This window comes from Brucella sp. LJL56 (assembly GCF_054871705.1).
This window is the reverse complement of record NZ_JBTXLQ010000002.1, coordinates 1-13,506: the sequence shown is the minus strand read 5'-3', so window position 1 is coordinate 13,506 and position 13,506 is coordinate 1. Positions and strand designations below refer to the sequence as shown.

Here is a 13,506-nt window from a genome sequence, read left to right as displayed (position 1 = left end):
CCTTTCCGACTATCAGCTTCCCTGTTCGGAAAGCGCCTGCGGACGCCATTTCACCAGATGGTTTTCGACCAGTGTGATGATGTATTCCACGACGAGCGCCAGAACCGCCAGAATGACCATGGCAGCAAAGACGCCGTTGGCATTGAACGTGCCCTGAGCGGTTGAAATCATCAGGCCGACACCCTTTTTTGCGCCGAGAAACTCGCCGACGACCGCGCCAACGAGCGCAAAGCCGAAGCTGACGTGAAGGCTCGCTAGAATCCAGCTCATCGCCGATGGTACGATGACAGTGCGCGTGATCTGCGAACGTGATGCACCCAGGATCTGCGCATTGGCGATCAACGCACGATCGGCTTCGCGCACGCCCTGAAATGCATTGGCAAACACCACGAAGAACACCATGACGACGGCCAGCGCCACCTTGGATGCCATACCGAGGCCAAGCGCGATGATGAAAATCGAGCCCAGCACGACACGCGGGATGGAATTGGCAATCTTGATGTAGATCGAGAACACATCAGCGAGGAACTTGTTGCGGCCCAGCAGGATGCCGCAAATGACGCCGCCAACTGCGCCGATCAGGAAGCCGAGTGCGGTTTCCTCCAGCGTCACGATGATCTGTTCTGAAAGCGGCCCCTGCGAAGTGCCTTCCGTGATCCATATCCATATCTGGTCGGCAATACCGGATGGACTTGCGAAGAAGAATGGATCGATCAGGCCGGTGCGCGCACCAAGTTCCCAGCCGCCCAGAACGGCAACAAGAATGGCAAGACGTACAAGGATAACCACCGCGCCGCGGCGGCGCATATCGGCGCGAAATTTCGCTTCGGTGCGGGCAAGTTCGTCGGCACTTGCATTCGATTGCAGGTTTGCGGATGCGGAGAGAGCTTGTGTTGTCATATCATTTTCTCCGATTAGTTTCCGTTAGCCAGCGCGCGCTTCTGGCCGATCTGCACTTCCTCGCGCAAATCGTCCCAGATCACCTTGGCGATATCGACAAACTGGCTGTCATAGCGGATGTCTTCCATAACGCGCGGACGCGGGATGTCGATGTCATAGACGCTCTTGACAGTGGCTGGTCCGGCGGTCAGCACATAGACCTTGTCGGCAAGCGCAATGGCTTCTTCGAGGTCGTGTGTGACGAAGATGACAGAGGCGCCGGACTGCTGCCAGAGATCGAGCAATTCACCCTGCATCAGCGTGCGCGTTTGCACATCAAGCGCGCTGAAAGGTTCATCCATGAGCAGGATTTTCGGCTCATTGATGAAGGTCTGCGCCAGTGCCACGCGCTTGCGCATACCGCCCGAGAGCTGGTGCGGATAATGCTTTTCAAAACGGGCAAGGCCGACGCGTGCGATCCAGCTACGTGCCTTGTCATAAGCCTCGTCCTTGCCCATACCGCGATAGCGTGGACCGGCACTCACATTATCGATGACATTGAGCCAGGGAAAAAGTGCGTCTGCCTGAAACGCGAAACCGATATCGGGGCTGATACCTTCAATGGGTTTGCCCATCAGGCGAACTTCACCGGCACTTGGCTTGGCGAGACCGGTTACGAGATTAAGCGTCGTCGACTTGCCGCAGCCGGTTGGGCCGACAACACAGGCAAATTCACCCTGCGCAACATTCATGGTGAAGTCGCGCAATGCGGTCATCATCTTGCCGTCAGGGGTGACGAAACGGCGGGTCACATTGTTGAGCGCGATTGCAGGCACGCTATTGCCAGCTTTCTCACGCGCAATGGTTCTGGGGGCTTCCATCAGCATGGGTTCCTCGCGGGTATGCGGCACCGCTCGCGCGCGAACCATATCGCGTGCCTTGCAATGCGGTTGAGTATGAAGGCAGCGGGACCGACGTTCGTGGTCGAACGTCGGTCGGGCGCTATTTACTTCGCAGCGTCGAGCGTTGCGTTGACCTTGTCCACGAACTCGGTCGTGAAGGTTTTCGAAAGATCGACCTGCTTTTCCTGTAGCGGCTTCTTGAAGGTTGCAAGAACCTTGAGAACAGTTTCAGGGCCGTCCTTCGGCATCCGGCCATCCGGCGTGTATTGCGCCTTGCCTTCGGCAAGTCCTTTCACATAAAGGTCCTTGTCGCCGACGTAATAGTCCTTGGGCATCTGGTCGGCGATTTCTTCGGCGCTGTGCGAAGCGATGTATCGCATGGTTTTAACCAGAGCGTTGGCAAGTTTCTGCGCGTCTTCCTTGTGCGTCTCCAACCACGCGCTCTGAACGTAGAACGACGCAGCGGGGTATGGTCCGCCAAGCGCTTCGATGGTCTTGTCCGGCGTGCGCATATCGACCAGCACCTTGGCATCGCCGCTCTTCAGCATATTGGCGACCGTCGGTTCCGTGGTCATGCCCGCCTGAATGGCATCCTGCTTGAAGGCCGCAATGAATGTATTGCCCGCGCCGACCGGCAGCAGTGTATAGTCGCCCTGCTTCAAGCCATTACGCATGGCAAGATACTGGGTCAGAAAGTCCGTGGAAGAGCCGAGCCCTGTGACGCCAAGCGTATGGTCCTTGAAGTCGGCAGGCGACTTGATCTGGTCGGCATATTTGCTGGACACCAGCTCTACTTCACCCGGTGCCTGGCTGAACTGGACGATGGACTGGATGAACTTGCCCTTCGATTGCAGGTCGATCGTGTGATCGTAGAACCCGACAACGGCCTGGGCGGCACCGGCCAGCAGTTCGTTTTCCGCATCCACACCCGCACGGCTGTTGATCAACTCGACATCAAGGCCTTCATCCTTGAAGTAGCCGAGTTTTTCCGTCAGCACTGCGGGAAGATAAATCTGCTTTTCCATGCCGCCAACGATTACCGTCAGCTTTTCGGCATGGGCCGCGCCTGCGCCAACTATCATCGCGCCGCCAATGACGGCCGCGCCAAACAGATGACGGCATGAATCGATAGAAATTTTCATCTATGCTCCTCCGAGAGCTCCTGTTGGCCCGGCAAAGCCAGACCCCTCCTGATATGCAGCCGATTCCTCAATCGGTTCGGAATAGTTACCGCAGGCAAGCTTTCAACCAGCTTTCAACAAACTTGTAGCGGGTTCTCAAACCCGGCGAACTGAGGACCGGAGATTATCCCTATCTGCACTTGAAAGAACCGGATTACCAAAAACACTGTCGTGATACGTTTGATATCGCTGTCATAAAACGATCTGTTGCTTTCCCTCTGAATTAGGGGTTCAATCAATCAAACGGGGGAGGCAACCATGCCATTTCGCGGCAACAAATATCAGGGAACATACGCGCCAAACGACCTTCAGCTTCTTCAGGCTGCCTATAATCGTTGCTGTGTATTGCTGGATCGGTGTCCGACAACACACGAAAGCAAAGAGGCGCTCGCCCGCGCAATCATAAGGACATATGAATCCGGCGAACAAGACCCGGATGAGATCGCCGAAATCGTAGCCAAGCTGGAACTTGCCCGCGCCTAGCATCCGCCTGTGTTGCGGCAGACACTTTAGTAAAAAACAGCTAAGCAATTCTTCTGGATTTGCTGCTGACTGACTATTTTACATAAAGTAAACAATTCTCAGTTATATTGCTTTGCAATTGGCTATCTTTTAGTGTAGCGGATCGCACGGATTTATAGGCTTTCGGATGGGATGATCTGACCGTCAGCCATCTGCGGAATGCATAGAATGCCATTTTCGAGAGATTACTACTTCGGGCGTTTCAAACCCACTGAGTTGGATGAGCTGCAAGCGGCTTATGTGAAGTCGTGCGAAGCTATGAATCGCTGCCCGACAACCTCTCCTCACAAAGATGAAATGGCCCGCGAGATCATCCAGATTTATGAATGTGGTGTTTTCGATGCGGAAAAAATCGCGGAGCTCATGGTGCAGATCGAAGCGGTCAAACCCCGCCCAATGAGCGAACAGTTGTTCGACAGTGTAAAGACAATCGAGCCCAAGATCGCCTGATCCTAGACCAGTTCGAAGTGAAGAACCCGGACGCGCGAAGCGCATCCGGGTGTTTTCTGATCAGCGCTGCGCAACTGGACGGACAAGCGGGGTCACGCGACGGATGGTGACGCGACGGTTTTCCTGCTCCGCTGCCTGCGTGCGGATTTTGAGGAAACGCTCGCCATAGCCCTGTGTGACGAGGTTTTCGGGCGGAATATCATAGACTTCCGTCAAAAGGCTTGCAACGGATTCAGCACGTTTATCAGACAGGACCAGGTTCGAGCGATCCGAACCGACAGCATCCGTATGCCCTTCAATAAAGAATGTTTCGCCTGGGTCCTTCGCCAGAACTTTCTGCATGGCTGTTGCAACCTTACGCAACGTTTTGGCCTGCGACATCGAAACCTCGGCACTTCCCGTTGCGAAGTGGATCGTATCCAGATCGATACGACGCACCTTGTCACGCAGACGGGCAGAATGACGGACTTCGTCAATCGTATAGACGCGCTCCACACGCTCCACCGGCGGCATGGCAAGGAAGTCATAGAAATCCCGATCCGGATCATCTGCGACGTCGATGATATAGTCCCTCACCGGAATGGTCAGACGCATCGGGGGCAGTTCATAACCCACATCGATAATCGAAGTGCGCGGATTGTCGTCATATTCCGGCGCATAGATCATCAGATACTCATTGCCGTCCCGGTCGATACGGGAACGCTGAAGAATGTCACCATAACGATCATAAACCGTGACGATCTGATTTCCGCCCGGGCGAACGATGGTTTCACGCGTGCGTCCCCGTGGCAGTTCATCGTAATAGGTTTCCTCCGCATCACGGCGCAATCTCGGACGATCATCGCCACGCACGAAAATACGGTCCCCCACATCGAGAATGACGCGATTATCCACTTCCTCAATCACTTTGACGTTCGTGACATTGTTGCTCACGTTATTGACCGTCGTATTGTTGATGACCGTATTGTTCACCACGGTGTTGTTGATGATATTGGTGGTTTCCGGCACGGCAAAAACCGGTGCATCCTTGATACGGGTGCCTTCTTCCTTGAGGTTGGCCTCGATCTTCTGCGGTAATGCAGCCTTCACTTCCTCCGGAATCGCAATCTGTGCCGCTGCATCGTTCGCGGGTGGAGGTGTGTTTTCCTCAGATGAACGCTGCTGTTCGCGCTGCTTGCGGCGTTCCTCCCGCGACTGGCTGCCACCGGAATTGTCGGCATCCTTGTCGCTATCTAGAATGGCAGCGCCATTATCGACCGGCAAGACGACCGTATCGTCTGTCTTGGCAGGGTCTTTCGCAATCTCCTGCTTTTCGTCGTTCGAGCGCTGATCGACAATTTCCGGCGCCGGTTCCCGGGCTGCTTCCGGTACCGGCTCAACCGCCGGCATTTGCTGGCCTTCGGTTGATTGCGGTTGTTCAACCGGCTGCATTGGCTGAGCCTCATTCTGCAGCTCTTCCTTAGCTTTAGGGTCTCGCGGTGGAGATTCTTCGGGATGCTCAACAATGGATTCTTCCGCAGGTCCTTTCTGCGGAGGTGTTACCGGGGATACCTCTGCCGGTTGCCCGGCTGGCTTTTCCGCATCCTGCGCCGGAGTCTCCTTGGCAGGCTGCTCGGCCTGTTTGGTCGGCTCTTCCGTCGCGGGCTGCTCAGGCTTTGTTTCTGGTTCCTGTTCGGGAGCCTCCTTCACCGGATTCTTAGCTGGCGCGGTCTGCTCCTGATGTCCATTGGCCTTGCGAGCCGTCTCTTCATCGACCTTCTTCTGTTCTTCGGCGCGACGCTGGGCTTCTTCTTCAGCCGCCTTTTGCTGCTGTTCGCTCTGGCGCTGCGCCTCTTCCTCAGCCTTTTTCTGTTCGGCAGCCTGCTTTGCCTGTTCTTCGGCCTGCTTCTGCGCTTCGCGCTCGGCAGCCTTCTGCTGCTCTTCAGCCTGTCGGCGGTTTTCTTCCTCGGCAGCACGCTGTTGTTCTTCAGCTCGATGCGCTTCTTCTTCTGCTGCCTTTTGCTGTTCTTCGGCCTCGCGCTGTTGCTGCTGCAACTGCTCGTCGGAAGGCTGGTCTCCACTTTCCTGCGCCAGCAGAATTGGAGCCGTCAACGTATCCGCCATTACAGGTTGCGCGAGAATGGAGGCCGACAGAACCGGCACGGCAACCGTGGCAAGAAGCTTCGAACGAATAGACATAAATCCTTCTCCTTTTGGAAGGCAGAATTGATATGCATCTCACCCGCAGAATTGGGGGCAATGACGCCGTAGAGCCGTCATCAATATCCATCGAATTGGGACAAATTCCGGCGACTTCACAAATCCGTTATCGTAATCCACATGAACGCAGTCTGAACCCGACCGTTCCAAATTAGGAGATTTGCCGCATTCGCCTGGCCAAAAGTTCAATACCTTCCGCGATGCGATTGAGTGGAATGGATGAATAAGCGATGCGAAAATATCGGCATGGCCGGTCGTCGCCCCAGAAGAATGGCGATCCCGATTCGATCAACACCCCATCCTCGCGCAGATCGCGCGCAAGTTTGTCTGCGTCCATACCTTCCGGCCCTTCGATCCAGAATGCCGTGCCGCCAAAACCCGACTTGCCAGCGATTTTCAATCCCTCTCGATCGAGAGCCTCAACCATGACGATGTGACGCTTGTGATATTCAATCCGCATACGGTGAATGACCGCGTCGTAATGGCCAAGCGCCAGAAAATAAGCTGCCGTTCGCTGCAGATGGCCAGGTGGGTGGCGCAGCATGAGTGCGCGCAGCGCCCTCGCCTCGCGGATGACAGGCGCTGGTGCAACGAGATAACCGAGCCGAAGCCCCGGAAACAGTGACTTCGAAAAACTGCCCACATAGAGAACGCGGCCATACTGGTCGAGCGATTTCAGCGCTGGTGTCGGTGGCTGGAGAAAGCTCATCTCGAATTCGTAATCATCCTCGACGATCACGAAATCACGTTCAGCGGCAGCTTCCAGGAGCGCGATACGTCGCGCGCGCGGCATGGTGGCGGCTGTCGGAGACTGATGGCTTGGCGTAACGAAGACCGCATCGATGCCATCTGGCAACAGTTCTGGCGGTAAACCGCCTTCATCAACGTCGAGCGCCGTTACGCGGGCTCCTGTCAGATGGAGCGTGGCGCTGATATCGGGATGTCCCGGATTCTCGCACACGACATGCGAACGCCCTGTCAGAAGCAGATGACTGACGATCCAAAGCGCATTCTGTGCGCCAACCGTAACCAATATTTCATCCGGCTCGGCGCGTATCCCTCGGCTCGGCAACGTACGTGAACGAATATAGTTGACGAGTTCCACATCGTCAGCAGCAGCGAAATCGCCCGCCATGAGGATAAAGTCTTCCCGAGCCAACGCGCGCCGGGCGCAATCGCGCCATGCGGCGAGATCGAACAAAGTCTGGTCCATCTGGCCATAGAGGAAGGGATAGCGATACCGTCGCCAGTCCAAAGGCTTGCGAATGGTTTTCGCAATGTTGAAACCAAGCCGTAGTTTCGACGACCAGTCGACCGCGGTATCAGGTGTTTGCAAGAAGTCTTTGTCGGGTCGGCTGATGGGAGGTGTTGCAGCCACGTGATAGGCACTGCGCGAGTGCACCTCCAGATAACCCTGAGATACGAGCTCCTGATAGGCCAGCGTCACAGTGAGCCGGGATAGTTTCAGGTATTCCGCCAGCTTCCGTGTCGAGGGCATGCGTGCGCCCGGTAAAACAGCACCAGAAAGAATGGCCGATACGGTTGTTTCACGGATTTGCGACTGCAAGCCCGTGTTTCGCCCGCCATCTATAAAGAAAATCGTCGGCGAAACCGCGTCCAATGTTAAACTCCATTAGTAAATCTGCAAATACACCCAGGTTAGCGTCAGTTTTTCCGCTTCGGGCTCCACTTAGCAATAGTATTTCTTCTTTCTGCGTCTCTCCATGGAATAATTCTGGTGGCAAGATGTGTGCATGCCCGGCTCGCGGGCAGTGCCATCTCGATCGCCAAACTGGACTTATTGACTATTCCAACTGGATATAAGGCAAAACGGATGAGATGGCTATCGTTTGTAACTGGAACTGAAGATTGGCGAAAAACGCCAGCAGTCGTGACCAAGTCAGGCATGGTTCTTAAATGGAAGGGGAACTCCATGAACTATTTCAATAGCATAAAACGGGTGGTGTTATTTTCGGCTGTAGCAGCGTTCTCAACGACTGCAGCCTATGCCGAAACCACGGTTGTGGTCGGCTATCAGCAGATCGTCGGTCCCTTTCTGACCGCGATCACGGATGGAAAGTTCGATGCGGCAGCCCAGAAAGCCGGTTACAAGATCGACTGGCGCCAATTCGCTTCGGGTGGCGATATCTCGACCGCACTCGCCTCGGGCAATGTCCCCATTGGTGTGATCGGCTCGACAGGTATCGCAGCGGCCGCCACACGCGGTGTCGACCTTCAACTCTTCTGGATACTCGATAATATCGGCAAATCAGAAGCCTTGGTGGCGCGCGAGGGTTCCGGCATTGAGAAGCCGGAAGACCTCAAGGGCAAGAAGATCGGCGTGCCGTTCGTTTCCACCTCCCACTTCCATCTTCTCGTCGGCATGGACGACATCTGGAAGATCAATCCGCGTGACGCGGAAATCCTCAACATGACGCCGCCACAAATCGTTGCCGCCTGGCAGCGCGGCGATATCGACGCGGCCTATGTCTGGCCACCAGCACTTTCCGAGATCCTCAAGACAGGCAAGGAAATTGCCAATTCCGAAGAAATCGGTGCGAAAAGCGTTCCGACCTTCGACGGACTTGTAGTGGACAAGAGCTTCGCCAGCGAAAATCCGGAATTCATGGCCGCCTTCACGACGGTGCTGAAGGACGCCTATGCCGATTACAAAGCCAATGGCAGCCAATGGACGGCAGATTCCGAACAGGTCAAAGGCATGGTCAAGCTGATCGGCGGCAATGCCGCTGACATACCGGGCGCACTCGCGCTGCTGTCCTTCCCGACAGCGGAAGAACAGGCCTCGCCGACATGGCTTGGTGGTGGCAAGGACAGCGGAGCACTTAAATCCGTTACCCAGAGCGCGAAATTCCTTGTCAGTCAGAAACAGTTGGATCAGGCTCTGGATGATTATAGCGGCAATGTAAACGGCAGTTTCGCCGAAGCCGCAGCGAAGTAATTACGTGAAGTAATTCAAGCGCCTCCGCCAGCGGCTGGCTTTCGGGCAAGCCGCTGAACCGAGACGGTTCCTGTATTATTGTGAATTCTGGTTGTACCAGAACCGCTCCTTCGTTCCCGAAAGGTGACGTCATGGAAACCTTGAACGTATCGAATGTCAGCCTGACCTATCCTGGTCTTTATGTGGAAGAAGCCGTGATTGCACTAAAGGGTGTCAATCTGCGGATCGACAGCGGGGACTTCGTGGTGGCGCTCGGTGCGTCAGGCTGCGGAAAAACCACGCTTCTCAACCTCATGGCGGGGTTCATGATCCCGTCAGCAGGGGAAATAACGCTCGGCGGAAGGCAAGTGCGTGGCCCCGGCGCCGATAGAGGTGTCGTCTTCCAGAAGCACGCTCTTCTTCCCTGGCTGAATGTCGTCGACAACACCGAATTCGGCCTCAAGCTTCAGGGTGTACCGAAAGCTGAGCGGCGCCAACGCGCTGCCAAGAACCTTGCGCTGGTAGGTTTGCAGGACTTTCACAATCACAAGATCTATCAGCTTTCCGGCGGTATGCAGCAGCGTGTCGGCATTGCCCGCGCATTGACCTGCGACCCTGCTATGCTGCTCATGGATGAGCCCATGGCAGCGCTCGATGCCCTTACTCGCGAAACGATCCAGGAATTGCTTCTGCGGGTCTGGCAAGTGACTAACAAAATGTTCTTCTTCATCACTCACAGCGTCGAAGAGGCCTTGTTTCTCGGTTCGCGGTTGATCGTCATGTCGCCACGTCCCGGGCGGATCACCCATACGTATGATCTGGATTTCAACCGACGCTTTCTGGAATGCGGTGACGCGCGCGCCGTCAAGTCCAGTCCCGACTTCATCAAGATGCGTGAGACAATTCTGGGGATTATCTATGGCGATGAACGTGCATCAGGAAACCCGGAACTGGTCCATGCTTGAGTTTTTTACTCGGGCGCGGCCAGTCAAGCCGGGGAAGATCTACGGCGCTCCCGGCGACGGTAATAGTGGCCTCATCAGCCTTGTTACCGCACTGATTTTGTTGGGGCTCTGGTTTCTCGTGACGGGAATGGGTTGGGTTAAGCCGCTGTTTCTCCCCTCTCCCTTTGCAGTCTATGGCAAGTTCGTGGTCGCCATGACAGATGGCGTGGCAAACTCCACTCTGGCCGAACATACGCTCGCCAGCCTTGGACGTGTATTAGGCGCCTTCGCAATTGCCTGTATTACGGCGATCCCTATCGGCATCATGATGGGCATGAGCAATGTCGTTCGTGGCGTACTGGACCCGATTATCGAGTTTTACCGACCGCTGCCGCCCCTTGCCTATCTCCCATTGATCATCATCTGGCTTGGTATCGGTGAATTCCCGAAGGTGTTCCTTATTTTCCTGGCAATCTTCGCTCCAATGGCGATCGCGGCCAGAGCCGGCGTTCGCTCCGTGTCCACAGAACAGATCCACGCGGCCTATGCCATGGGAGCATCGCGGACGCAGGTGATAACCCAAGTCATCATGAAAGCAGCTATGCCGGAAATCTTCACCGGCATGCGCATCGGAATTGGTGTGGGTTGGACAACACTTGTGGCGGCAGAAATGGTGGCGGCACATCGTGGCCTTGGCTTCATGGTGCTCAACGCGGCACAGTTTCTGGCCAGCGACACCGTTATCATGGGCATCATCGTCATCGGCGTGTTCGCTTTCGCCTTCGACCTTCTGATCCGTTATATGGAAAAGGTCCTCATCCCGTGGAAGGGCAAAGTCTGATGGCACAACAACCGCTCTAACACCCCGACCCAATTCAGTTCGCAATATCAATCGCGCGGCAATCCAGCCGCGCCACAGGGAAGCTTTGCCCGAAATCAGGGCAGATATCAGACGTATCAAGGAGCATTCGAATGTCCGTCGGACAACTCACAGAGAAACATTTTTCCGACCTTTTCGACGCCTTCAACCGGCACGACATCGACGCAATCATGGCCTTCTTCGCCGATGACTGCGTGTTCTACACCATTGGCGGCGAGGAAGTTTACGGCACCCGCCTCGAAGGCAAGGATGCCATTGCCAAGGCTTTCTCCGGCGTCTGGACCGCCATGCCCGATGTAAAATGGGACGGACACAGACACTTCGTGAGTGGCGACCGTGCCGTGTCCGAGTGGACCTTTCGCGGAACCGATACCAACGGCGCACGCGTCGAGGCCGAAGGCTGCGATCTTTTCACACAGCGTGACGGCAAGATCGTCCGCAAACAGGCATTCCGCAAGAACCGGCCTTTGCTGAAGGCGTAAGCCCCAACAATGTCCGTCGGTGATTTGGAGGACCGACATATGGATACCCACACACTCAACAGTTTCTCCGCCACCCAGCCATTCGATCCCGCCTATGATCCGGTGGTTTCGAAGACGCCCGGACAAGGCCACGACTATGCACCGACATACTGGATCGGTACTGCCGGAGCGGCGCCGGAGGATGATGGCCCTATTCGTGGAGATGTTGATGCCGATGTCGTCATCGTCGGTTCAGGTTATACGGGCCTCTCGGCAGCAATCCACCTCGCTCGGGATCACGGCGTCAAGGCCATGGTACTGGAAGCGAATGGCGTTGCATGGGGATGCAGCACCCGCAATGGCGGCCAAGCGCAGATTTCAGCAGGGCGGCTCAAACGTTCGCAATGGATCGAGCGTTGGGGCGTCGATGTCGCCCGGAAGTTGCATAAGGAAATTGCCGAAGGTTTCGACCTCTTTCGCGCACTCATCGCCGAACCGGAAATAGATTGTGATCCGCAGGATGGCGGTCATCTTTACATTGCCCATCGCGACAAGGTCCTTCCATCGCTGGAGAAGGAGTCTCGTCTGCTGAATGACGTGTTCGGCTATCGGACGCGCATGGTTGGTCGCGACGAGATTCACCGCGACTTCATCCGCGATCAAGAGGCGCACGGGGCTATGTACGAGCCGGACGGCATTGGGATTCACGCCGCGAAACTCGCCTTTGGCTATCTTCGGCTTGCGCGTAAGCTGGGCGCAAAGGTGCATACCGCAAGTCCGGTCCTTAGCTGCCGGAAGAACGGCAATGTCTTTCATCTCAACACGCCGAACGGTACGGTTAAGGCGCGACAGGTATGTTTTGCGACAGCGGGATACACCTCGCCCGGCCTTCACCCCTTAACGCGATATCGGCTGATGCCGGTGCTGTCGAACTCCATCGTGACGCGACCGCTGACGCCGGATGAGATAGAAGCTTGCGGCCCCAAGACCGGCATTCCGCTCACTGACACGCGCACGCTTCGCCACTATTATCGTTTTCTGCCGGACGGACGAATGCAGATTGGCAGCCGCAGCGCCATTACGGGAGCCGATGCGCCAAACCGGAAATATTACGATCTGTTGCTTTCGGGGCTTTACCGGAAGTTCCCGGCGCTGACCGGCATAAAGATCGATTATTCCTGGTGGGGATGGGTCGATGTCAGCCATGACATGATGCCCCGCATCTATCGTCCCGATCCGACGCAGGAAATCTATTATGCCATGGGCTATGGCGGCAACGGCGTGATGTATTCCGCTCAGGCCGGACGCCGGGTCGCCCAATTGATGACAGGCCAAGGACAGGGGCTGGACCTGCCGATCTTCACCTCCGAACTGCCGAGCTACGGCATGCTGACGCCGTTTAGGCGCATAGGCCAGCGCGCGATGTATCGCTGGTATGCGCTGAAAGACGAAGTTCTCTGAATTGCAAGGAAAGGTACTCGCCATGAAAATGACGACGGAAGAAGCGTTTGTTAAGGTTCTGCAGATGCATGGGATAGAGCATGCATTCGGGATCATCGGTTCGGCGATGATGCCGGTTTCGGATCTGTTTCCGAAGGCAGGCATTACGTTTTGGGATTGCGCGCATGAGACGAATGCGGCGCTGATCTGCGACGGCTATACGCGTGTGACCGGCAAGATGGGCATGGCGATTGCCCAGAACGGTCCGGGCGTGACCGGCTTCGTGACCGCCATCAAGACGGCCTACTGGAACCACACGCCGATGCTGCTGGTCACGCCGCAGGCTGCCAACAAGACCATTGGGCAGGGTGGTTTCCAGGAAGTGGAACAGATGGCGCTGTTCGAGGAGATGGTCTGCTATCAGGAAGAAGTGCGCGATGCGACCCGCATTCCCGAAGTGCTGAACCGGGTGATCGAGAAGGCATGGCGCGGTTGCGCACCGGCACAGATCAACGTTCCGCGTGATTTCTGGACCCAGGTGATCGATGTCGACCTGCCGCAGATCGTGCGGCTGGAACGCCCCAGCGGCGGACGCGACGCCATTGCCGAGGCTGCAAAGCTTCTGACGGAAGCAAAGTTCCCGGTCATCCTCAACGGCGCAGGTGTCGTCATCGGTGGCGCGATCCCGGAATCCATCGCGCTTGCCGAAA

The 13,506-nt window shown here is 56.1% G+C and carries 13 protein-coding genes; 8 read left to right on the top strand and 5 right to left on the bottom strand.

The features are described 5' to 3' along the window. Positions 1-12: 12 nt before the first annotated feature. The 3 genes from ACYSN1_RS08700 to ACYSN1_RS08690 all read right to left on the bottom strand — a co-directional run bounded on the left by ACYSN1_RS08700 (position 13) and on the right by ACYSN1_RS08690 (position 2,911). Complete coding sequence (locus tag ACYSN1_RS08700; protein WP_461725318.1) at positions 13-900, bottom strand: ABC transporter permease; 888 nt, start codon at positions 898-900, stop codon at positions 13-15. 14 nt (positions 901-914) lie between these two features. Then, positions 915-1,766: an ABC transporter ATP-binding protein gene (locus tag ACYSN1_RS08695; RefSeq protein ID WP_461725856.1), complete on the bottom strand. Its 852-nt coding sequence runs from the start codon at positions 1,764-1,766 to the stop codon at positions 915-917. A gap of 119 nt (positions 1,767-1,885) precedes the next feature. Continuing rightward, positions 1,886-2,911 (bottom strand): ABC transporter substrate-binding protein, encoded by a 1,026-nt coding sequence (locus ACYSN1_RS08690; protein ID WP_461725855.1) that lies wholly within the window; start codon positions 2,909-2,911, stop codon positions 1,886-1,888. 309 nt (positions 2,912-3,220) lie between these two features. Here ACYSN1_RS08690 and ACYSN1_RS08685 point away from each other — a divergent pair, with 309 nt between their 5' ends. Both ACYSN1_RS08685 and ACYSN1_RS08680 read left to right on the top strand, forming a co-directional pair. Then, complete coding sequence (locus tag ACYSN1_RS08685) at positions 3,221-3,445, top strand: hypothetical protein (RefSeq protein WP_461725317.1); 225 nt, start codon at positions 3,221-3,223, stop codon at positions 3,443-3,445. A gap of 207 nt (positions 3,446-3,652) precedes the next feature. Beyond that, the gene (locus tag ACYSN1_RS08680; protein ID WP_461725316.1) at positions 3,653-3,934 is read left to right on the top strand and encodes a hypothetical protein; all 282 of its coding nucleotides are present in this window, start codon (positions 3,653-3,655) and stop codon (positions 3,932-3,934) included. A 60-nt stretch (positions 3,935-3,994) separates the two neighbouring features. Here ACYSN1_RS08680 and ACYSN1_RS08675 read toward each other — a convergent pair whose 3' ends face one another. Next, entirely contained in the window at positions 3,995-6,112 is a 2,118-nt protein-coding gene (locus ACYSN1_RS08675; protein ID WP_461725315.1) for an OmpA family protein, read from the bottom strand. A gap of 172 nt (positions 6,113-6,284) precedes the next feature. Beyond that, entirely contained in the window at positions 6,285-7,754 is a 1,470-nt protein-coding gene (gene pdxR, locus ACYSN1_RS08670) for a MocR-like pyridoxine biosynthesis transcription factor PdxR (RefSeq protein WP_461725314.1), read from the bottom strand. 312 nt (positions 7,755-8,066) lie between these two features. On the opposite strand from pdxR, the gene tauA reads away from it, so the two are divergent. The 6 genes from tauA to ACYSN1_RS08640 form a co-directional block, all read left to right on the top strand. Beyond that, positions 8,067-9,092, top strand: coding sequence for a taurine ABC transporter substrate-binding protein (gene tauA / locus ACYSN1_RS08665; protein ID WP_461725313.1), 1,026 nt, complete (start codon positions 8,067-8,069; stop codon positions 9,090-9,092). A gap of 131 nt (positions 9,093-9,223) precedes the next feature. Next, positions 9,224-10,036 (top strand): taurine ABC transporter ATP-binding protein, encoded by an 813-nt coding sequence (locus ACYSN1_RS08660; protein ID WP_140019368.1) that lies wholly within the window; start codon positions 9,224-9,226, stop codon positions 10,034-10,036. Beyond that, positions 10,029-10,856, top strand: coding sequence for an ABC transporter permease subunit (locus tag ACYSN1_RS08655; RefSeq protein ID WP_461725312.1), 828 nt, complete (start codon positions 10,029-10,031; stop codon positions 10,854-10,856). Before ACYSN1_RS08660 ends, ACYSN1_RS08655 begins: the two co-directional genes overlap by 8 nt. Positions 10,857-10,987: 131 nt before the next feature. Then, on the top strand, positions 10,988-11,377 hold the full coding sequence (locus tag ACYSN1_RS08650) for a nuclear transport factor 2 family protein (protein WP_461725311.1): 390 nt from the start codon (positions 10,988-10,990) through the stop codon (positions 11,375-11,377). Between the two features lie 39 nt (positions 11,378-11,416). Next, positions 11,417-12,817, top strand: a complete 1,401-nt coding sequence (locus tag ACYSN1_RS08645) for an NAD(P)/FAD-dependent oxidoreductase (protein WP_461725310.1) — start codon at positions 11,417-11,419, stop codon at positions 12,815-12,817. Between the two features lie 22 nt (positions 12,818-12,839). Then, on the top strand, positions 12,840-13,506 hold a 667-nt coding region (locus ACYSN1_RS08640), incomplete at its 3' end, for a thiamine pyrophosphate-binding protein (protein WP_461725309.1).

Coding starts and splice junctions, on each gene's coding strand:
- ACYSN1_RS08680 (WP_461725316.1), top strand. CDS start 3,653: ATGCCATTTTCGAGAGATTACTACTTCGGGCGTTTCAAACCCACTGAG.
- ACYSN1_RS08675 (WP_461725315.1), bottom strand. CDS start 6,112: ATGTCTATTCGTTCGAAGCTTCTTGCCACGGTTGCCGTGCCGGTTCTG.
- ACYSN1_RS08655 (WP_461725312.1), top strand. CDS start 10,029: ATGCTTGAGTTTTTTACTCGGGCGCGGCCAGTCAAGCCGGGGAAGATC.
- ACYSN1_RS08685 (WP_461725317.1), top strand. CDS start 3,221: ATGCCATTTCGCGGCAACAAATATCAGGGAACATACGCGCCAAACGAC.
- ACYSN1_RS08650 (WP_461725311.1), top strand. CDS start 10,988: ATGTCCGTCGGACAACTCACAGAGAAACATTTTTCCGACCTTTTCGAC.
- tauA (WP_461725313.1), top strand. CDS start 8,067: ATGAACTATTTCAATAGCATAAAACGGGTGGTGTTATTTTCGGCTGTA.
- ACYSN1_RS08645 (WP_461725310.1), top strand. CDS start 11,417: ATGGATACCCACACACTCAACAGTTTCTCCGCCACCCAGCCATTCGAT.
- ACYSN1_RS08695 (WP_461725856.1), bottom strand. CDS start 1,766: ATGCTGATGGAAGCCCCCAGAACCATTGCGCGTGAGAAAGCTGGCAAT.
- ACYSN1_RS08660 (WP_140019368.1), top strand. CDS start 9,224: ATGGAAACCTTGAACGTATCGAATGTCAGCCTGACCTATCCTGGTCTT.
- ACYSN1_RS08700 (WP_461725318.1), bottom strand. CDS start 900: ATGACAACACAAGCTCTCTCCGCATCCGCAAACCTGCAATCGAATGCA.